Here is a 19,828-nt window from a genome sequence, read left to right as displayed (position 1 = left end):
CCGATCGCTCGCTCGGTTCCACAAAACACCGGAGGTCGAGGATGACTGAGACGGCAAGCGCACCCTACGTCGGTGACCTGCTCAAGGACTCGCCGAAGAACTGGGGCAAGTGGGGCGCGGACGACGAGGTAGGTGCCCTCAACTACCTCGGACCGGCGCAGGTCCTCGCCGCCGTCGCACTGGTCCGCTCCGGCAAGGTATTCACCCTCCAGATGCCGATGGGGAACCCGGCGGGCGATCCGGTCTGGCCCGGCCGTCGAGGCTCGGAGCGGTACATGCTGCTGGACGAGAGCCACTGGCTCGCCGACAAGGGCCCAAGCCTCCCGGGTGGACTCCACTACGCCGACGACGCGATGTCCGCCTTCCTCCAGGGCTCGACGCAGTACGACGCCCTCGGCCACGTCTGGTACGACGGCGAGATCTGGAACGGGTACGACGCGACCAGCACGATCGGCGGGATGGCAAAGGCGAGCGTGCAGCCGATCGCGGAGAAGGGCGTGGTCGGCCGTGGTGTGCTGCTGGACATGGCCCGCCACCGCGGCAAGGAGACGCTGGACAAGGGCGAGACCTTCACCCAGCACGACCTGCTCGCCTGCGCCGAGGCCCAGGGTGTCGAGATCCGCCAGCGCGACATCCTGGTGATCCGGACCGGCTTCCTCAACCTCTTCCACCAACTCGGCAAGGAAGCCTTCTACGACGGCTTCAGCGAGCCCGGGCTCACCTACTCCCCCGAACTGGTCCAGTGGTTCCAGGACCTCGAGGTGCCGAACCTGGTCACCGACACCATCGCCAACGAGGTGACGATCGACCCCGAGAGCGGCGTCGCGCTGCCATTGCACTGCGCGCTGATGCGCAACCTCGGCATCGTCTTCACCGAGATCTGCAACCTCGACAAGCTCGCCGCGGACTGCGCCGAGGACGGCCAGTGGGAGTTCATGTACACCGCGGCCCCGCTCAAGGTCGTGAACGGCACCGGCGCCCCGGTCAACCCGGTCGTCATCAAGTAGGCGCGCCATGAGCTACGACGACCGTCCCTGGCTCGGCCGGTACGCCGCCGGCCAGGCAACCGACTTCGAGCCCGAGTTCACCGACGCGCTGGCGATGTTCCGCGCCTCGGTCGCCGACTGCCCGGACTCCGTTGCCGTCAAGTACTTCGACGGCGTGCTGACCCTGCGCGAGATCGACGAACTGTCCGACGCCTTCGCCGTCGCATTGCAGGCGAACGGGTTCACCCGTGGCGACCGGATCGCCCTCTATCTGCAGAACGTGCCGCAGTTCGTCATCGCCCTGGTCGCCGCCTGGAAGGCCGGCGGCATCGTCGTACCGGTGAATCCGATGAGCAAGACGCGCGAGCTCACGCACCATCTCAAGGACTCCGGCGCGACCGCGTTGCTGTGCCTGGAGGGCCTGTACGCCGGGGTCGCGCGCGACGTCGTCGGTGACACGGACGTGCGGTTCGTGGTCACCACCAGCGAACTCGACTACCAGAGCCGCGACGACGAACGCATCTTCAAAGGTATCGAACGCACCCGGCACGAAGGCACCTCCGACTTCGTCGAACTGATCGCCGCCCACGCCGGCGTGCGTCCCGAGCCGGTGTCGTACGAAGCCCACGACGTGGCGTTCCTGACCTACACCTCCGGCACCACGGGTACGCCGAAGGGTGCGATGAACACGCACGGGAACGTGACCTACAACGCGCAGGTGTATCGCGACTGGTGCGGACTGTCCTCGGACCACGGGGTCCTCGGCGTCGCGCCGCTGTTCCACATCACCGGGCTGATCGCGCACATCTCAGTGTCCGTGTTGACACGCGGACCACTCGTCCTGGCCTACCGGTTCGATCCGGGAGTCATGCTGGACGCGATCCGTGAACACCGTCCGGCCTTCACGGTCGGCGCGATCACCGTGTTCATCGCGTTGTCGAACACGCCGGGCGCGACGCGCGCGGATCTCGCATCGATGACCACTGTGTACTCCGGGAGCGCGCCCATCTCCCCTGCCATCGCGCAGCGCTTCGAGGATGACTTCGGCATCTATCTCCACAACGTCTACGGACTCACCGAGACGACGTCACCCTCGCACCTCGTTCCGCGCGGCGTGCACGCTCCGGTCGATCCGGTCAGCGGTGCACTCTCGGTCGGCGTACCAGGTCCGGGGACGATGGTGCGGATCCAGGACGACGACGGGAACGACCTTCCGCCCGGCGAGATCGGCGAGATCGTCACGTCCGGCCCCGAGGTGGTGCTCGGCTACTGGAACAAGCCGGACGAGACCGCGCACGCGCTGGCCGGCGGGCAGTTGCGCACGGGTGACGTCGGGTTCATGGACGAGCGGGGCTGGTTCTACATCGTCGACCGCAAGAAGGACCTGATCAACGCGGCCGGCTACAAGGTCTGGCCGCGCGAGGTCGAGGACGTGCTGTACGAGCACGCCGCCGTACGCGAGGCGGCCGTCGTCGGCGTACCGGACGAGTACCGCGGCGAGACCGTGAAGGCGTACGTCAGCCTCAAGCCGGGTACGACGGCGACGCCGGACGAGCTGATCGCGCACTGCAGGGACCGGCTGGCGGCGTACAAGTATCCGCGCAGCGTCGAGGTGATCGACGAGTTGCCCAAGACGGTGACCGGCAAGATCCTGCGACGCGAACTCCGGAAGCAAGCGGGGTGAGGAACGGCACCGGCACCCTGCCCGGGCTCAACCTCGTTGCTCTCCGCACCTACCTGGGGAACCGCCTGCCCGGCGGGCTCCGTGGTGGTCTGTCGGCCGAGCTGATCGCGGGCGGACGGTCGAACCTCACCTACCTGCTCGACGACGGCCGGCAACGATGGGTACTCCGCCGGCCTCCGCTCGGCCATGTACTCGAGACCGCCCACGACATGGGTCGCGAGTACCACGTCCTGTCCGCGCTGGCACCGACACCGGTGCCGGTCCCCCGAACGTTCCTGTTCTGCACCGATCAGTCGGTGATCGGTGTGCCCTTCTACCTGATGGAGTACGCCGACGGCACGATCTACCGCACCGCCGAGCAGTTGGGTCATGTCAGCCCGGAGACCGGGCAGGCGGTCGCGGACGCCCTGGTCGACACGCTCGCCGTCCTGCACGACATCGAGCCGGCCAGCGTCGGTCTGTCCGACCTCGGCCGTGCGGACGGCTACCTCGAGCGGCAGGTCCGGCGCTGGGGCACGCAACTCGCGGCGTCCCGGTCGCGGGACATCCCCGGGATCGCGGAGCTCGGCGAGCGGCTCGCGAAAGGCCTGCCCCGGTCGTCGCGGACCACGCTGGTGCACGGTGACTACCGGCTCGACAACGTCGTACTGGAGGAACACGCCGGAGTACCGCGGGTCCGGGCCGTCCTCGACTGGGAGATGGCCACCATCGGCGATCCGCTCACCGACCTGGCCTCGATGCTCGTCTGGTGGGACGGCATCGCCGGGCTGAACAGCCCGGTGGCGGCGGTACCGGGCGAGTGGCAGGCGTTCCCTCCCGGCAGCCGGCTGCTCGAACGGTACGCCGCCGACCAGGACGTTCCCGTGGGCACCATGGGTTGGTACCTCGGGTTCGCGTACTACAAGGTGGCCGCGATCTTCGAGAGCATCCACTTTCGCGACCTGCGGGGCCAGACCGTCGGAGGCGGCTTCGAACTGCTGGCCGGCCTGGTCGGCCCACTCGTTGCCCGCGGCCACCAAGCACTCGACGGCTGAACCGGCGTACGGATCGAATCGGAGGAGGAGATCACAGATGATCGCGGAGGCGTCGCCCCGGGCGCGGGAGCTGACCGAACGGATGACAGTGTTCATGCGCGACCACGTGCTGCCGGCCGAGCCGAAGTACGACGCGTACCGGGCCGCCGCGGGTCCGGAGGACCACAGCGTCCCGCCGGTCGTCGAGGAGCTGAAGCTGCGGGCCCAGGAACTCGGCCTGTGGAACCTGTTCCTGCCATCCGAGTCGGGTCTGACCCAGCTCGAGTACGCACCGATCGCCGAGCTGTCCGGCTGGAGCAGCGATCTCGCACCGGAGGCGATCAACTGCCAGGCGCCGGACACCGGCAACATGGAACTGCTGCACCTGCTCGGCACGCCGGAGCAAGCCCGCGAATGGCTCGAGCCGTTGCTCGCGGGCCGGATCCGGTCGGCGTTCGCGATGACCGAACCCGACGTGGCCAGCAGCGACGCGACCAACATCGGCACCCGGATCGAACGAGACCGTGACCACTACGTCATCACCGGCCGGAAGTGGTGGATCACCGGCGCGGCCGATCCTCGCTGCGCGGTCCTGATCCTGATGGGCAAGACCGATCCCTCGGCGCCGGTGCATCGCCAGCAGACGATGGTCATCGTGCCGATGGACACTCCGGGCGTCACCGTGGAACGGGATCTGTCGATCTTCGGCCGGCACGATCAGCACGGGCATGTCGAGCTGCGGCTCGACGGTGTCCGGGTGCCGGTCACCAATGTGCTCGGTGAGGAGGGTGGCGGGTTCGCAGCAGCCCAGGCACGGCTCGGCCCTGGCCGGATCCATCACTGCATGCGTGCGCTCGGCGCGGCGGAGCGCGCCCTGGCGATGCTCACCGATCGCGCGCACCGCCGAGTGGCGTTCGGCGCGCCGCTCGCAGCGCAAGGCATGTTGCAAGAGCAGGTCGCGGAGTCACGACTGCAGATCGAGCAGGCCAGGCTGCTCTGCCACCAGGCCTGCCAGGTCATCGACACCGCCGGCAACAAGGCCGCACGGCACCTGGTCTCCATGGCCAAGGTCGCCGTTCCGCGTGCGGCCACGGCGGTCATCGACCGAGCCATCCAGGTGCACGGCGGGGCCGGACTCTGCGACTCGACTCCGCTTGCGGCCATGTACGGCTGGCACCGGGCGATGCGCCTGTTCGACGGCCCGGACGAAGTGCACCTGCAGTCGCTGGCCAAGGCGGAGTTGGCGCGTACGCCGGTGTTGCCGGTATGACGATCCGCTATCGCAGCAGCCGCGGGGCGGCGTACATCACGCTGGCCCGGCCGGAGCGGCGCAACGCGCTCGACCTCGACACCTTGCAGGAACTCGGCAGCGCACTCCGCCAGGCCCGGGTCGACGATGTCCGCGTCGTGGTGCTCGCGGCCGACGGCGATGCGTTCAGCGTCGGTGGCGACCTGGCCGCGATCACGGCCGCGGACGATCGCGAACAGTACGTCGAGGACCTCGCCGAAACCCTGCATCGAGCGATCAGCGAACTGCACAATCTCAATGCGATCGTCGTCTCGGTCGTGGCCGGGGTCACCGCCGGCGCCGGTGTCGCCCTGGCGGCCGCGGCGGACGTCGTACTGGCCGCCGACTCGGCACGGTTCTCGATCGCCTACACCAAGGTCGGACTGTCCCCGGACGGAGGCACCAGCCTCCTCACGGCCTCGCTCGGACTGCACAGATCCCTGTACCTCACACTCCTCAACCCACTCCTCACGGCTGAGGAAGCGAGGGCCGCGGGTCTCGTCGCAGAGGTCCACCCGGACGACGAACTTGCGGCAGCGGTGGACCGCGTGGTCGGCGTACTGCTCGCCGGCTCGCGGTCCGCCCAGGTGGTGGCCAAGCGGCTGCTCCGGATGACCGCGACCCCGGCCCCTGCGGAAGCCATGCGCCGCGAGGCTCTGACGATCCGCGCCGCGGTCAGCACGCCCGACGCCAAGGAAGGAATCGAAGCCTTCCTCGACAAGCGTGGCCCGGCCTTCCCCAGCGCTACTGACTGAGAGCGGCCGGCAGAGGTTCGGTGTGGATGATGTGGAGGCGGCTGACGGCTCGGGTCAGAACGACGTAGAGACGGTGAAGGCCTCGCGGTTCGGCCGCGACGATCCGGGCCGGCTCGGCGACCACGACCGCGTCGAACTCGAGACCCTTCGCGAGGGAGGCCGGCACGCAGACCAGGCGCGTCGCGTCCATCTCCTCCTCGCCCGCGCCGAGAAGCGCAGGCTCGAGACCCGCGGCGACAAGCGCGTCCATCAACGCCGAGACCTGGTCGTCGGCCGCGATCAGCGCGACCGAACCTTCGCCGCCGAGGTCGGCCCTGCAGGCGTCGACCAGCTTGTCCACGAAGGAGCGCTCGTCGGCCTCGATGACGCTCAGCGCCTTCTCGACCGTCCGGACACCGGTCGGTACGCCGAGCGTGGGCGCGATGTCCGGCAGCAACCTCGCGGCGAAGTCGATGATCTGGGCCGGGACCCGGAAGCCCCGATCGAGCTCGGCCACCACGGCGTCGGACTTCTCCAGGTGACCGAGGACGCGATCCCAGGAGCCCGCGGCCCACGCGGTCGTCGCCTGGGCGAGATCGCCGAGGACAGTGGCTGAACCGGTGCGGCAGCGCCGGCCGAGCGCGCGCAACTGCATGGCCGACAAGTCTTGTGCCTCGTCCAGGACGAGGTGACCGAGTGAGCCGCTGCTGCGTTCGATCGAATCCTCGAGTTCGTCGAGCAACACGGTGTCGGCGGCCGACCACTTCGCGGATTTCCAGGACCGCGCAGGCTTGGTCCACAGCAGCGCGGCGCGTTCGTCCTCGCTGAACTCGTCGCCGGCGGCCTGCGCGAGGAACTCGGCATCGGAGAACAGTCGATGCAGCACCTGCTCGGGAAACACTCGCGGCCAGACCGCATCCTGCACCTCCCGCACGGGCTTCGAGCGGGCCACGGCGTTCTGCACGCGGTCGTCCGGCGACTCGGCGCGCTCCTCCATCCGGACCAGGACGACGTGCGCGATCCGCTGGGCGAGAGCATTGCGGCCCGGCGCGTACCGGGTCGACTCGCGCAACGACGACACGATCTCCCTGACCTCGTCCTCGTGCACGCGGTAGCGCCGGGATCCCTTGCTGTACAGGACTCCGGCGGTCGGCGTACCGACGTACGACCACAAAGCCCGGTGCAGCACGGTGGCCATCCGGGCATCGCCCTTGACCCGCGCGGCCTCCGGTTCGTCGACCGCCACGGCGGCCTGACTGATCCATTCGTCGATGGTGGTCTGCCGTACGTCGACCTCGCCCAGCGCGGGCAGAACCTTGCGGATGTAGGAGAGGAAGGACCGGTTCGGTCCGACGATCACGACGCCGCCGCGGCTGAGCCGTTCCCGTTCGGTGTAGAGAAGATAGGCCACCCGGTGCAGGCCGACGGCAGTCTTCCCGGTGCCGGGTGCGCCTTGCACGCAGACGGACGGATGCAGCGCCGCACGGACCAGATCGTCCTGCTCAGGCTGGATGGTCGCCACGATGTCACGCATCGGCCCGGTGCGTGGGCGCTCGATCTCGGCGCGCAGGAACGCGTCGGCCTGGTCGGCCACTTCGGTCCCGATCAGCGGCTCGTCCTCGAAGCCGGTCAACTCGGCGTGGTCGGAGAAGCCGTACCGGCGCCGCAGCAGGACTCGCTGCCGGTCGCTGCGGGTGGCGCGGTAGAACGGCACCGACACCGGCGCGCGCCAGTCGATGACGAGCGGTGCGCCGGTGCCGTCGTGCACGTGCCGGCGGCCGATGTAGATGCGCTCGAGTTCCTCGATCGCACCGGCCTCGTAGTCCAGCCGCCCGAAGAACAGCGGTACGTCGGGCAGGTCGATCAGCGCCCGGGTCCGCTGCTCGTACGCGCGCTGGTTGGCCTCGTTGGTGAAGCGCTCGTCGTTGTCCTCACCCCCGATCACCGGGATCTCGCGCCCGAAGACGTCGCCGTACATGCGGGCCAGCGCGGCGCGGGCCTCGGTCAGGAAGGCCCGTTCGGCCTCGAGTTCATCGGTGCCGGCAAGGGTGTGTGCGGAATCGACCATCGAAAGAGCCTCGACTCTGTTGGCAGATGTACGAACGACGGACTGGCGGCGATCAACAGGGTCCCGCCCCGGAGAACCATCCGGTTCGATTCGATCCTTCACGCAGTGCAGAGAAGCCACCCGAAAAGACAGGCCGAGGACGTTACCAGCGCCCTCGACGCGCCGCTACCGAATTACCCGCGACCCGGTTCGGCACTACATTTGGGACCGATGGATATCGGTCGCCGCCCGTTCCCTGGCCGTTAACCTCAGGACCCCCGTGGGCGTCGTCTGCATTTCCTAAGTTCCTTGAGGTCATGAAGGAAGGGATGCATGGACGCACTCATCGCGGTCCGGGCTCGCGGGATCACCAAGGCGTTCGGTGAGGTCGTCGCCCTCGACGGCATCGATCTGGACGTGGCGCAGGGACAGATCCACGGCCTCGTCGGGCCGAACGGCGCCGGCAAAACGACACTGCTCGGTCTCCTGCTCGGCCTGGCCGTCGCCGACAGCGGCAGCCTCGAGATCCTGGGTACGCCGGTCGGCCGCGCACTGGCCGCGCCCGAAGGTGTGGCCGGCTTCGTCGACGGACCTGGCCTTTACCCATCACTCACCGCCCGGCAGAATCTCGCGGCCTTGGCCGACCTCCGCGGCGGGACCGAGACAGCCGGAATCGACGCCGTCCTCGCCGAGGTCGGCCTCACCGATGTCGCCGACGACCGGACCCGTGGCTTCTCCCTCGGCATGCGGCAGCGACTCGGCCTGGCCGCCGCGCTGCTCACCAAGCCGCGGCTGATCGTGCTCGACGAGCCGTCCAACGGCCTCGACCCGGCAGGCAAGAGACATGTCCACGGTGTCCTCAACCGACTGGCGGCCGAGGGAACGACCGTCGTCCTGTCCAGTCACCGCATGGACGACGTCGAGGCCCTGTGCTCCGAGGTGACCATTCTCAACACCGGACGCATCGTCTTCACCGGACCGCTGAGCAAGCTCGCGGCCGAGAACGGTGAACTCGACTACCGCCTGGTCACGTCCGATGCGGAGTCAGCCCGCAAGGTGGCTGCCGACACCGCCGGGATCACGGTCGACGAGGCCGTGTCGCCGAACGACGACCTCATCGTTGTTCGTGGACTGGTGCCCGCGCTCGACGACCTCGTCGTACGGCTGGTGCATGCCGGCATCGCGGTACGGGAGTTCGCGCCGGTGGTGTCGCCCCTCGAGGCAGCGTTCCTCGCCCTCACCGAGCAGCAGGAGGTCGGTCAGTGACCGCGACCGTCGCCGACGCCCGTCCGGCCGTCGCCCATCCCGTCTCGGTGGCCCGCGGTTACCGGTTCGAGCTGGTCAAGCTGACCTCGCAGTGGCGGATCCGCCTGATCGTCGTCGCCTGCTGGATCGCACCCGCGCTGTTCGTCGCCGCGGTCAGCCAGCAGACCTCACTTCCGGTCGACACCCTCTTCGGCCGCTGGATGCATGCGACCGGGTGGGCCGGACCGCTCGTGATCCTGGGCTTCTCCGGGAACTGGGCGCTCCCGCTGCTGACCTCGCTGGTCGCCGGAGACGTGTTCGCCTCCGAGGACCGGCTCGGGACCTGGCGCCATCTGCTCGTGGCGGTCCGTTCGCCGCAACGGATCTTCGTGGCGAAGGCACTGGCCAGCCTCACGGTCATCATGCTGCTGATGGCCGGCCTGGCCGTGTCCAGCGCGGTCGGCGGGCTCATCGCGGTCGGCAATCAGCCGCTGGTCGGCCTCGACGGCCACCTGTTGTCGTCCGGCAATGCCGCCGGGAACGTCTTGCTCGCCTGGGTCTGTGCGATCGCCCCGACCCTGGCCCTCGCCGCGATCGGCCTACTCGGATCCGTCGCACTGGGCCGGTCTCCGATGGGTCTTCTGCTGCCCGCGCTCGTCGCGCTGGCCATGCAGTTGGCGCAGATGCTGCCGCTGCCGGTCGCCGTACGGCTGGCTCTGCCCGGGTACGCCTTCACGGCCTGGAAGGGCCTGTTCACCAGCCCGGGTCAACTCGCTCCGTTGCTGATCGGCGTCGTCGTCAGCCTGGTCTGGGCGGCCACCGCGACTGTGCTCGCGTACCTGCTCTTCCTGCGGCGCGACTTCACCAACCTGACCTCGGACGGTTCGGGCCGGCGCGCGATCACCGTCGGTCTGGTTCCGCTCGTCGGCCTGCTCGCCGTCACCATCGCGATCCTCGCCGCGGTGACGGCCTCGGCGACGGCCGGCATCCAGCAGGCCAAGGTCGAGGCCGGCGTGTCGACCGCGTTCGCGCACCTCTACCGGGTGCAGACCAAGGAGCTCAACCGCCCCGACGTCACCGAAACGCAACTGCAGGCTTCGACGGCGTGCACCAAGGGCGACGGCAAGGTCGACCCGGTAGGACCCGGCAACGACTGGCGTTGCGTCGTCTCGTGGCATCTGCCCGACGTCGCGGCGACCGGGCAGGCCATCTATCAACTGGACATCACCGCCGATGGGCGCTTCATGGCCGACGGCGACGGACCGAAGGAAGTCAACGGCTTCTTCCTGGTCCGGACGCCGATCGGTGACGCACCCAACCCCCTATGGCAGTTCGACGGCAACGTCGACCTGCTACCCACCCCGAAGGGATAACCCAAGATGCAGGTAACACGCCTCCGCCGGCGTGTCGAGAAGAAGCCTTCGGGCCTTCTCGGTCGACGCATCGGCCGCCGCGTACCGCTCGTCACGGCAGGCGCCACTGTTGTCGCCGTCCTCGCCGCCGGTACCGGATCGGCCCAGACCACACAGTTCGGTACCCAACAAGTCGGTGACACGACCGACAAGGGTCTGGTCATCTCCAGCGACCAGTACCTCAAGCCGATCGGGGATCGCCTCCTCCTTCAGCCCGGCAAGATCATGTCCTCCTCGGTCAGCCCCGACGGCACCCACGTCGCGGCCTCGATCACCGACGGCGGTATGGCGCTGGCGATCGTGAACCTGAAGGACTGGAAGGTGCAGCAGCTGATCGGCAACAACGCCGCGGCGAACCTGCGCATCCCGGGCAACGACATCGGTCAGGAAGGCCCGACGTACTCCCCCGACGGGTCGCAGCTGTGGCTCGGGCAGACCGACGGCTACCACAGGTTCACGGTGAACCCGGACGGCAGCCTCGCCAACCCGACGTTCGTGTCGATCCCGGCCGACGGGCCCAAGCACGCGCTGGTGGGCGAGGCCGTGTTCTCGTCCGACGGCTCGATCGTGTACTCCGCGGTCAACGGCCAGAACCGCGTGGTCGCGATCAACGCGGGCACCGGCGACATCATCCAGAGCTGGCCGGTGGGCATCGCCCCGCGTGACCTGATCATGGTCGGCGACAAGCTGTACGTCAGCAACGAGGGCGGCCGGACCGCGCGGCCCGGCGAGACCACGATCAACTCGTACAACACCCCGGTGCCGGCCAACCCGGTCACCGCGGCGACCACGACCGGCACGGTCAGCGTCATCAACCTGGCGAAGCCGGCCGCGGCCCCGACCAGCATCAACGTCGGTCTGCACCCGACCGCCCTGTACGCCAAGGGCAAGGCGCTGTTCGTCACCAACACCCAGACGAACGACGTGTCGATCATCGACACCGGCAAGAACAAGGTCGTCCAGACCGTCGCGACCCAGCCGTGGCCGGAGGCCTCAGTGGGCTACGAGCCCGACGGCGTGACGCTCACCGACGACGGTCACCTGCTGGTGACGCTCGGCCGCGCCAACGCGGTCGCCGTCTACAAGTACACGACCCCGCTGGAGCCGGTCAGCTACGTCGGTCTGCTGCCGACGGACTACTTCCCGGCCGAGATCGCCACGGTCGGCGACGACGTACTGGTGTCCAACACCCGGGGCATCGACGCCCGGCGTACGACGACCGCCGCCGGGCACGCCACCCACGACACCACGTCGAGCCTGCTGCGGTTCAAGTTGCCGACCGACAACGCCATCCGCGCCAGCACGGCCACGGTCTTCGAGCAGAACGGCTGGACCAAGGGCTCGGTCCAGGTGGCCAACGGCAAGGGCGAGGCGGCGAAGAAGAAGCCGGTGCCGGTCCCGCAGCGGCTGGGCGAGCCGTCGACGATCAAGCACGTCTTCTTGCTGGTCAAGGAGAACCGGACCTACGACCAGGTCTACGGCGACATGCCGGAGGGCGACGGCGACCCGGCGCTCGCGCAGTTCGGCGAGAACGTCACCCCGAACCAGCACGCGCTGGCCCGGCAGTTCGGGCTCTACGACAACACCTACGACATCGGCACGAACTCGGCCGAGGGTCACAACTGGCTGATGCAGGCCGACAACCCGGAGTACACCGAGTCCTCGGCCGGCGAGTACCTGCGCAGCTACGACACCGAGGACGACGCGCTCGGCCACCAGCAGACCGGCTTCATCTGGAGTGGTGCGCAGGCGGCCGGCAAGACCGTGCGCGACTTCGGTGAGTTCCAGCAGTTCCTGACCAAGCCGGCCGGCGCCAGCTGGCAGAACCTGTACTGCGACACCAAGAACATGATCGCCACCGGGCAGGACACGGCGTACCCGCTGGTCTCGTCGTCGCCGATCCCGTCGCTGAACGACGTGTCGGTGCACGGCTTCCCGAAGTTCGACACCAGCGTCCCGGACATCTACCGGGAGCAGATCTGGAAGCAGGACTTCGAGAAGAACGGGCCGGCGAACCTGAACATGTTCTGGCTGTCCAGCGACCACACCGGCGGTCCGGCGAACGCGGCCGCCCAGGTCGCCGACAACGACCTCGCAGTCGGCAAGATCGTCGAGACGATCTCGCACAGCAAGTACTGGAAGGACTCGGCGATCTTCGTCGTCGAGGACGACTCGCAGGCCGGTCTGGACCACATCGACGGCCACCGGGCGCCGATCCAGATCATCAGCCCGTGGGCCCAGCACGGCAAGGTCGACAACCACTACTACTCGCAGATCACGATGATGCGCACCATCGAGCAGATCCTCGGGATCCACCCGATGAACCAGAAGGACAGTGCGGCCACCCCGATGCGGGACGCGTTCACCCAGCGCCCCGACAACGCGCCGTTCACCGCTCTGCCCAACCGGACCTCGCTGACCGGCGGTCTGAGCACCCCGCCGTCCTGCGGCCTGGACACCCCGGCGGCGCAGAACCCGCTCGCGGCGCCCGCGCCGAAGGCGGTCGTACCGGCGGACATGCAGGAGATGGCGGCCACGTGGAACGACTGGAAGTCGCAGCAGCGGCTCACCGGTCCGGACGCCAAGGCCGACTTCGCGAACCCGGCGCAGATGGACCACTTCACGTGGTACCAGGCGCACGACTGGGCCACGCCGTACCCCGGCGAGGACAAGATCGTCGCACCGCAGGACGTGCCAGGCTCGTTCATCCCGGCCCCGGACTCCGACGGCTGAGATAACAGGTAGCACCTTCGAGGCCCCTGGCCGGCGTCACGCCGGTCAGGGGCCTCTGCGTTCCTACCAGGGATGGATGGCCTTCCAACCTCCGATCGAGGCAGCACTTCGACAGTCACGCCGATGACGGGGCGCCGTCGGTTCGCCGACGCTGGTTGCGGCAAGCAATCAAGGCAAGGGACTGGACATGCTTCGACTCCTGGGACTCAACCCGTACCTGCGTGCGCTCATCGGCATCGGACTGCTGGTGTTCGGGATCGTCACGCACCGGCCGCTACTGATCGCCGTCGGCGCCGGTGTCGGCGTCTGGAGTGTGGCGAACGTCGTCATGGATGCCAAGGGCAACGGTCACCGCGACCGTCCCGGGCGGGACCGATGACCGGCGTCGTCTCCGTCCGCGACCTGACCAAGCGGTACGGCGACTTCGCGGCCGTCGACGGCGTCAGCTTCGAGATCGGCGAGGGTCAGCTGGTCGCCGTACTGGGACCGAACGGTGCCGGGAAGACGACGACGCTCGAGATCCTGGAGGGGTTCGCCGGGCCGACATCGGGTCACGTGCGGGTCCTCGGTGAGGACCCACTGCGCGGCGGCCGCGCCTGGCGTGCGCAGGTCGGCCTCGTCCTCCAGTCGACCAGTCTCGAGACCGAGCCGACTGTCGTGGATCTGCTGCGCGTCTTCGGACGTCTCTACCCGAACCCGCGGCCGGTCGCCGAAGTACTCGAGTTGATCGACCTCGCCGACGATGCGAGGACGCGGGTGGGCACGTTGTCCGGCGGACAGCAGCGTCGGGTCGATCTCGGGCTCGCGATCATCGGGAATCCGGACGTGCTGTTCCTCGACGAGCCCACCACCGGCCTCGACCCGGAAGCGCGACGGCGATGCTGGGCGAGCGTCGAGCGGCTGAACGACGCGGGTACGACGATCCTGCTGACCACGCACTACCTCGACGAGGCGGACCACCTCGCGGATCGAGTCATGGTGCTCTCCGCCCGGCGCCTGGTGGCCGACACCACGCCCGCCGCCATGCGAGCCGGCGGTGGCCTGAGCGTTGTCCGCTTCCCGTTGCCGGTCGAGGCTCCCGAGCTCCCACCGTCCCTGGCCATTCATGTCAGCGATCGCGTGCTGAGCCTCCACACAGACCGGATCGAGCCCGTCCTCGCGGATCTCCTCACTTGGGCCCAACACCACCGGCTCGAACTGACGGCGCTCGAGGTCGGTCCACCCAGCCTCGAAGAGGCTTACCTGTCCATCACCCACTCGGAGCCCCACGATGCCCTCTTCGCAAGCCATGTCTGACCCGAGTGCGCGGCTGCCACCGCTCCTGCCACTCCTGCTCGGTCAGATCGCTCATCAGATCCGCCTGCTCCTTCGCACTCCCAGAGCGATGGGCACCGGTCTCGTTCTCCCGATCCTGCTGCTCCTGCTGAACTCCTCGGATGGGCAGATCGCGCCGTCCCGGCTGGCGGGCTGCGCGGTTCTCGGTACGACGATGATCGCCTGGACGACCCATGGAATCGGGCTGGTCGCGGCCCGGGAGTCCGGTGTGATGAAGCGCTGGCGTGCGACACCGCTGCCCGCCTGGTGCTATCTCAGTGGTCAGATCGTCGCGTCGGTGCTCGTCTCGGTGCTCGCCGGTGCGGTCGCCGTACTCGCGGGTGTGGCCTTCTTCGGCACCGACCTGGACATCTGGCGTGCGCTGGCCATGCTGACGGCGATCTTCCTCGGGGCGCTCGCGTGTGCCTCCGCGGCTACTGCTGTCACGGGCTTCATCTCGACCGTCGCGAGTGCCTTCCCGATTCTCGGTCTGACGTATCTGCCGGTGGTGTTGTTCTCCGGCACGGTGGGCGATCCGGTGAAGGCATCGTGGGTTTCCACGATCGCGTCGTACCTGCCGGTGCGACCGATCATCGAGGCTGCGGGTCACGCGCTCACCGGCACTGGGCTTCCGGTACGGGATGTGCTTGTGCTGTGTGGCTGGTCTGTCGCCGGGTTGCTGGTGTCGCTGGCCGTCTTCCGCTGGGAGCCGACGCGGACCCGCCAGCGCCGGCCCGCTCGAACTTCTACTGCGCCTCGGGCTGATGCCGGAGGAGACCATGTTGGTAGGCGTAGCTGACGGCACGGGCACGATCCCGGGCGCCGATCTTGGCGAGGAGGTGGTTGACGTGACTCTTCACGGTCGCCTCGGTCACCACCAGCCGGGCCGCGATCTCGGCGTTCGACAGGCCTTCGGCGATCAGCGTCAGTACTTCGGTCTCGCGCCGGGTCAGCACGTCGTCCGTCACTGCCGTCGGCTTCGGCGTACCGGGGGCTGCTGCGATCGCCGCGACGAGGTGGTGCTGCACGGCCGGGTCGATCGCGGCCTGGTCGTCCAGCACCCGGTGCAGCGCCTGGTGGATCTCCGCAGACCTCGCGTCCTTCGTCAGGTAACCGCACGCACCCGCTCGGAGTGCGGCGAGTACCGACTCGTCATCGGCGTACGTCGTCAACGCGATGACCTTCACGTCCGGGTGCAGGTCACGCAACCGCCGGGTCGCCTCGACCCCGTCGCAGCGCGGCATCCGCAGATCCATCAGTACGACCTCAGGCTTCAGCTCACCGACCATGCGCACCGCCTCCTCGCCCCCGGAGGCGGTGCCGACGACCTCGACATCGGGCAGCAGCCCGAGCACCAGCGCCAGTCCCTCCCGGACCACGCGCTGATCATCGACGCTCAGGACGCGGATCATGCCGGCACCTCCAGTTCCACCCGGAATCCCGTCGGAGTCGGGCCCGCATCGAGGCGTCCGCCGAGCAGTTCGGCCCGTTCACGCATACCGGTCAGGCCATAGCCGGAACAACCCGAGGTTGTTGCCGGATCGCCGTAATCTTCGACGCTGAGCCTCGCCAGCCCTGGTTCGTGGTTGAGCTTCACGGTGACGCACTGTTGTCGCGTGGCGTGCTTCGCGATGTTCGTCAGGGACTCCTGGGCAACCCGATAGACGGCCAGCCGGGCGTCTGCGTCGAGCGCGTGCTCGTCGCCGGCGACGGTCAGTTCGCACCGGATGCCGGTGTCGTTCTCGAACCGCGCGGTCAACGCCGGCAGCTCCCCCGGTCCCGGCAGCGCCTGGTCGTCGCGCAGCATGCCGATGGCGTGCCTGGCCTCGTCGAGTCCTGAGCCGGCCAGATGCCGCGCGCGGTCGATGACTCCGGAGAGACGATCGTCGCCGGCGGCCAGCACAGTCGCACCTTCGAGCTGGAGCACCAACGCCGACAGAGAGTGCGCGAGTACGTCGTGCATCTCGCGGGCCAGCCGCTGGCGCTCCGCGAGTGCGGCGGCACGAGCCTGCGCGTCGCGGGTCCGTTCCAGCTCGAGCAGCAGCCGTTCCGCTTCCTCGTTGGTCTCGCTCAGCCGCTCGGCCAGGCGCATCACGGCGTAGAAGCTTGCCATCGCGATGCTGGTCAACAGCGCCGGCAACGGCGACCGGTCACCCCCGACAAGCAGCAGCACCAGCCCCGCTCCGACGACCGCGGTGCCTGGGATCGGCGGAAGCTTGCGCCCGATCAGAGCCACGGCGACGAACACTCCGAGTACACCCGGTCCCGACGGCTGCAGCCGCAGCAATACGACGCTTGCCACGAACAGGACCGCGATCGAGAGCCATCGCACCCAGGTCGGCCCGCTCCGAGCGGCGAACGTTCCGAACGCGCTCGCGGCGAAGGCGGCGATCGCGACCGAGATCACCAGCCCTTCACCGTGCCGGCCCGGACCGGGCGCGGACTGGCTCAGCACGATGATCTGCAGACCGATGATGAGCGGACCCACCAGGCGCAGCCACCGCCAGGTCGTCTCATGGTGCGCCCGAGCGTGACGCAGCGCCACCAGCGCAGGCACACTTCTGGCTCCGGCGATCACCGAACGACCATAGGCTCCGGCCCCGGCCAGGTCACCGTCGTCAACGGAAGATCAACCCACAGATCAACCCAGGGTTGGACAAACGCCGGTCAGTCGCTCTCGTCCAGCCGGAGCTGGAGAAGTTGCGCGAGCGGCATGGACTCACCATCGCGAGCGCCGAGGCCGACGGCGATCGGCGGATCGGACGGCAGGATGCGTACGCCGAAGAGCCGGGCGCTGAGGCTGGCCGGCGTACCGAGGATGTAGAAGTTGCCCTCGGCGTCGGTGCCGAGCGAGCGGTTGCGGCGCAGGTACCAGCCGGTGATGCCGGTGCGGTAGCTGGCTCCCGATCCGGTGACCTGTGCTCGCAGCGGCTGTGGCTCGACGCCTCGTTCCTTCATCGTCCGGACGAAGTCGGTCAGCAGCGCACGGGCCTGCGCTGTCTCGGCGGCCTTGCGGCGTTCGAGCGCGGCGGCATGGACGGCGGCTGCCTCCCGCCGTTCCTCGCGCCAACTCGGCTGACTGTCCACCCCGCCAGCCTAGTTGGCACCCTTCGTCAGGCTGTTGCCGGCTGAGCTATCCGGCCCAGCAGGTGTTGCCACGCGCGGTCGAGCCCGGCGGCGATACAGCCGGCCACGACCGTGTCGGCCGCGAGTACGCTCATCTTCACCTCCGGCATCACCGGCGACAGCAGGCGCAACTGCTCGACGACCGCATCGAGGAAGCCCGGTGCCTGCCCGATGCCGCCACCCAGCACGATCAGCTCGGGGTCGACGACCGCGATGACGCTGCACACCGCCTTGGCCACGAGGAGTGCCTCCTCGGTCACCACGGCGGCCGCGATCACATCACCACGCGCCGCCGCCGCGAACACCTTCGCCGCCGACGTCGCACCTCGTACGCCGGCGCGCCGAGCAGCCCTGACCACGGCCGCGGCCGACGCCGACGCGTCGAAGCTCCCCCGCTTACGTGCATCCCGCGCATCGCTTCCGCTGCCTTCGGTGAACGGCAGGTAACTGATCTCGCCCGCCACACCGTGGAAGCCGTGCCGGAGCTTGCCGTCGAGCACCAGGCCCATGCCGATACCCGTACCAACGGACACGAACGCGAAGCTGTCGACATCGCGGCCATGACCGTGGACCCGCTCGGCCAGCGCGGCGGCGTCCACGTCGTTCTCGATCATCAACGCCGGACCGAACCGCTCGCGCAGCGCCGGCAACACCGCAGGCGAATCCCAACCGGACAGACGCCCGGTCAACGCCAGGGTGTCGCGCTTCGGGTCGTAGACACCCGGACTCCCGATCACTGTCTGGGTGAGCTGCGACGCGGTGATGCCTGCTTCGTCCAGCAGTGTCGCCGCGAGGTCAGCGAGTTCCTGGACCCGGGCCATCTCGCGCACTGCCTTCGTACGCACGCTGAGCCGGCAACGCACAGTGCCCCGCAGATCCGCGATCGCTCCACGCAGGAACTCCCGCCCGACATCGAGCCCGAGAACGAACCCCGCCTCCGGGCGTACGTCGTATAATCGCGCGGCCGGACCGGGGACGCCGGTCCGCTGGCCGGACGCATGCACCAACCCACCGCGTTCTATGGTGGCCAGGGCCGCAGAGACCGTCGGCTTCGACAGACCGGTCAGCGTGGCCAGCTCCGTCCTGGACACCGGACCAGACCGCCGGATGTGCTCCAGCAGCACCTGCTCGTTGATCGCGCGAATCAGCTGCGGGCGGGCTGCGGCGGCACCTCCGGCGACAACCGTCACGTCGGTCTCCTTTGGGTCGCGAATTGGTCAAGCTGCACGTTGGGCCTTGTGCCCGCCAGGATTGTTAAGTTAGTTTCCTAACGATTCTATTGGACGGCACGGTGGAGTTGCCAGCCCATGATTCCTACCCCGGTTGTGCTCGGTCTCGACTTCGGCGGGACGAAGATCGCCGTCGCGGTCGGCGACCTGTCCGGCCGGCGTCTCGGCACGACCACCATCGACAGTCTGGCCGAGGCAGGAGCCGAGGCCGCCATGCGTCGCGGTCTGACCGCGGCCCAGGAACTGTTGACGGAGGTCGCTCCGGACGGGGAACTCGCGGCGGTCGGCGCGGCGACGCTCGGGATTCCGTACGACGACCACGTCGAGCTCGCGCCGACGTTTCCCGGCTGGGGTGAACTCCCCTTCGGGCGGATGGTGCGGGAGGCGTTCCCCGACATACCTGTCCTGCTCGGGACCGACGTGAAGGCCGCGGCCGCCGCCGAGGTGCGGTGGGGTGCGCTGGCCGGTTGCGATCCGGGCATCTACCTCAACCTCGGCACCGGCCTGGCGGTGGCGATCGTTGCCGGAGGCACGGTCATCTCCGGTGCGCACCGGGCGTCCGGAGAGATCGCCTACAACCTGCGGACCGCCGCGGATGTTTGGATCGAGCCGGCACAGCGCACGATCCTCGAGGATGTCGTCAGCGGCCAAGCACTCGAGGCAACCGGCAGCAACCGGCTCGGACAGCGGGTATCGGCGGCGGACGTCTTCACCCGGTCGGCGACCCAGCCGGACGCCGCCGTCCTCACCGAACAGTTCAACCGCGAGTTGGCGATGCACGTCGTCAACCTCGCCATCGCCCTCGACCCGGCCCGCATCGTCGTCGGTGGCGGCCTGGTCGGTTCCTGGGACCGGATCGGTCCCGAACTGCGCCGGGCACTCGACGCGGCCGTCCCGTTCCCACCGGAACTGGAGCTGGCCCGATTCCCTTCGGACGCGCCGCTGGTGGGCGCACTCGCCCTCGGAGTCGAGGCCGCGGGCGCGGTCCTCGGTGCGGAGGCATTCGCATGACCATGA

At 68.8% G+C, this 19,828-nt stretch carries 17 protein-coding genes; 12 read left to right on the top strand and 5 right to left on the bottom strand.

What is annotated here, in order from left to right:
• Positions 1-41: 41 nt before the first annotated feature.
• Genes E0H73_RS12475 through E0H73_RS12455 form a run of 5 tightly spaced genes read left to right on the top strand, consistent with a single transcriptional unit; the run spans position 42 to position 5,726 of the window.
• A complete protein-coding gene (locus tag E0H73_RS12475) occupies positions 42-1,007 on the top strand; it encodes a cyclase family protein (RefSeq protein WP_131354117.1) in 966 nt (321 codons plus the stop codon).
• Positions 1,008-1,014: 7 nt separating this feature from the next.
• Positions 1,015-2,670 (top strand): AMP-binding protein, encoded by a 1,656-nt coding sequence (locus E0H73_RS12470; protein ID WP_131354115.1) that lies wholly within the window; start codon positions 1,015-1,017, stop codon positions 2,668-2,670.
• Positions 2,667-3,704: a phosphotransferase family protein gene (locus E0H73_RS12465; RefSeq protein WP_131354113.1), complete on the top strand. Its 1,038-nt coding sequence runs from the start codon at positions 2,667-2,669 to the stop codon at positions 3,702-3,704. Before E0H73_RS12470 ends, E0H73_RS12465 begins: the two co-directional genes overlap by 4 nt.
• A 37-nt stretch (positions 3,705-3,741) precedes the next feature.
• Positions 3,742-4,953, top strand: coding sequence for an acyl-CoA dehydrogenase family protein (locus E0H73_RS12460; protein WP_131354111.1), 1,212 nt, complete (start codon positions 3,742-3,744; stop codon positions 4,951-4,953).
• Positions 4,950-5,726: an enoyl-CoA hydratase/isomerase family protein gene (locus tag E0H73_RS12455; RefSeq protein ID WP_131354109.1), complete on the top strand. Its 777-nt coding sequence runs from the start codon at positions 4,950-4,952 to the stop codon at positions 5,724-5,726. The genes E0H73_RS12460 and E0H73_RS12455 overlap by 4 nt, the downstream gene beginning before the upstream one ends.
• On the opposite strand, the gene E0H73_RS12450 is transcribed toward E0H73_RS12455, so the two are convergent.
• Positions 5,716-7,773: a HelD family protein gene (locus tag E0H73_RS12450; protein ID WP_131354107.1), complete on the bottom strand. Its 2,058-nt coding sequence runs from the start codon at positions 7,771-7,773 to the stop codon at positions 5,716-5,718. The genes E0H73_RS12455 and E0H73_RS12450 overlap by 11 nt on opposite strands.
• Before the next feature lie 312 nt (positions 7,774-8,085).
• Here E0H73_RS12450 and E0H73_RS12445 point away from each other — a divergent pair, with 312 nt between their 5' ends.
• From E0H73_RS12445 to E0H73_RS12420, 6 genes are all read left to right on the top strand, one after another.
• Positions 8,086-9,018, top strand: a complete 933-nt coding sequence (locus tag E0H73_RS12445) for an ABC transporter ATP-binding protein (RefSeq protein WP_131354105.1) — start codon at positions 8,086-8,088, stop codon at positions 9,016-9,018.
• Complete coding sequence (locus tag E0H73_RS12440; protein ID WP_131354103.1) at positions 9,015-10,370, top strand: ABC transporter permease; 1,356 nt, start codon at positions 9,015-9,017, stop codon at positions 10,368-10,370. The genes E0H73_RS12445 and E0H73_RS12440 overlap by 4 nt, the downstream gene beginning before the upstream one ends.
• Before the next feature lie 6 nt (positions 10,371-10,376).
• Positions 10,377-13,142: a bifunctional YncE family protein/alkaline phosphatase family protein gene (locus E0H73_RS12435; RefSeq protein ID WP_131354101.1), complete on the top strand. Its 2,766-nt coding sequence runs from the start codon at positions 10,377-10,379 to the stop codon at positions 13,140-13,142.
• A gap of 187 nt (positions 13,143-13,329) precedes the next feature.
• Complete coding sequence (locus E0H73_RS12430; RefSeq protein ID WP_131354099.1) at positions 13,330-13,521, top strand: hypothetical protein; 192 nt, start codon at positions 13,330-13,332, stop codon at positions 13,519-13,521.
• Positions 13,518-14,438 carry an ABC transporter ATP-binding protein gene (locus tag E0H73_RS12425; RefSeq protein WP_131354097.1) on the top strand — a complete coding sequence of 307 codons (921 nt, stop codon included), beginning with the start codon at positions 13,518-13,520 and terminating at the stop codon, positions 14,436-14,438. Before E0H73_RS12430 ends, E0H73_RS12425 begins: the two co-directional genes overlap by 4 nt.
• Positions 14,431-15,255 carry an ABC transporter permease gene (locus E0H73_RS12420; protein WP_165555612.1) on the top strand — a complete coding sequence of 275 codons (825 nt, stop codon included), beginning with the start codon at positions 14,431-14,433 and terminating at the stop codon, positions 15,253-15,255. The genes E0H73_RS12425 and E0H73_RS12420 overlap by 8 nt, the downstream gene beginning before the upstream one ends.
• Here E0H73_RS12420 and E0H73_RS12415 read toward each other — a convergent pair.
• From E0H73_RS12415 to E0H73_RS12400, 4 genes are all read right to left on the bottom strand, one after another.
• On the bottom strand, positions 15,203-15,868 hold the full coding sequence (locus tag E0H73_RS12415; protein WP_131354092.1) for a response regulator: 666 nt from the start codon (positions 15,866-15,868) through the stop codon (positions 15,203-15,205). The two genes, E0H73_RS12420 and E0H73_RS12415, sit on opposite strands and share 53 nt — an antisense overlap.
• Positions 15,865-17,034 carry a sensor histidine kinase gene (locus E0H73_RS12410; protein ID WP_131354090.1) on the bottom strand — a complete coding sequence of 390 codons (1,170 nt, stop codon included), beginning with the start codon at positions 17,032-17,034 and terminating at the stop codon, positions 15,865-15,867. The genes E0H73_RS12415 and E0H73_RS12410 overlap by 4 nt, the downstream gene beginning before the upstream one ends.
• An 89-nt stretch (positions 17,035-17,123) precedes the next feature.
• Positions 17,124-17,543, bottom strand: a complete 420-nt coding sequence (locus E0H73_RS12405; protein ID WP_131354088.1) for a hypothetical protein — start codon at positions 17,541-17,543, stop codon at positions 17,124-17,126.
• A 26-nt stretch (positions 17,544-17,569) separates the two neighbouring features.
• A complete protein-coding gene (locus E0H73_RS12400) occupies positions 17,570-18,772 on the bottom strand; it encodes an ROK family transcriptional regulator (RefSeq protein ID WP_131354086.1) in 1,203 nt (400 codons plus the stop codon).
• A gap of 117 nt (positions 18,773-18,889) precedes the next feature.
• Between E0H73_RS12400 and E0H73_RS12395 the strand changes: the two genes are divergently transcribed.
• Positions 18,890-19,822, top strand: a complete 933-nt coding sequence (locus tag E0H73_RS12395; RefSeq protein ID WP_202867339.1) for an ROK family protein — start codon at positions 18,890-18,892, stop codon at positions 19,820-19,822.
• Positions 19,823-19,828: the final 6 nt, after the last annotated feature.

Origin of the sequence: Kribbella pittospori (assembly GCF_004331465.1) — a bacterium.
GTDB lineage: Bacteria > Actinomycetota > Actinomycetes > Propionibacteriales > Kribbellaceae > Kribbella > Kribbella pittospori.
The sequence above is the reverse complement of the archived record's forward strand: the minus strand, read 5'-3'. Positions and strand labels throughout refer to the sequence as shown.

What these genes read in the sequence shown, in the direction of transcription:
- E0H73_RS12475 (WP_131354117.1), top strand. Translation starts at nt 42, where the DNA reads ATGACTGAGACGGCAAGCGCACCCTACGTCGGTGACCTGCTCAAGGAC.
- E0H73_RS12470 (WP_131354115.1), top strand. Translation starts at nt 1,015, where the DNA reads ATGAGCTACGACGACCGTCCCTGGCTCGGCCGGTACGCCGCCGGCCAG.
- E0H73_RS12460 (WP_131354111.1), top strand. Translation starts at nt 3,742, where the DNA reads ATGATCGCGGAGGCGTCGCCCCGGGCGCGGGAGCTGACCGAACGGATG.
- E0H73_RS12455 (WP_131354109.1), top strand. Translation starts at nt 4,950, where the DNA reads ATGACGATCCGCTATCGCAGCAGCCGCGGGGCGGCGTACATCACGCTG.
- E0H73_RS12450 (WP_131354107.1), bottom strand. Translation starts at nt 7,773, where the DNA reads ATGGTCGATTCCGCACACACCCTTGCCGGCACCGATGAACTCGAGGCC.
- E0H73_RS12445 (WP_131354105.1), top strand. Translation starts at nt 8,086, where the DNA reads ATGGACGCACTCATCGCGGTCCGGGCTCGCGGGATCACCAAGGCGTTC.
- E0H73_RS12435 (WP_131354101.1), top strand. Translation starts at nt 10,377, where the DNA reads ATGCAGGTAACACGCCTCCGCCGGCGTGTCGAGAAGAAGCCTTCGGGC.
- E0H73_RS12430 (WP_131354099.1), top strand. Translation starts at nt 13,330, where the DNA reads ATGCTTCGACTCCTGGGACTCAACCCGTACCTGCGTGCGCTCATCGGC.
- E0H73_RS12425 (WP_131354097.1), top strand. Translation starts at nt 13,518, where the DNA reads ATGACCGGCGTCGTCTCCGTCCGCGACCTGACCAAGCGGTACGGCGAC.
- E0H73_RS12420 (WP_165555612.1), top strand. Translation starts at nt 14,431, where the DNA reads ATGTCTGACCCGAGTGCGCGGCTGCCACCGCTCCTGCCACTCCTGCTC.
- E0H73_RS12415 (WP_131354092.1), bottom strand. Translation starts at nt 15,868, where the DNA reads ATGATCCGCGTCCTGAGCGTCGATGATCAGCGCGTGGTCCGGGAGGGA.
- E0H73_RS12395 (WP_202867339.1), top strand. Translation starts at nt 18,890, where the DNA reads ATGATTCCTACCCCGGTTGTGCTCGGTCTCGACTTCGGCGGGACGAAG.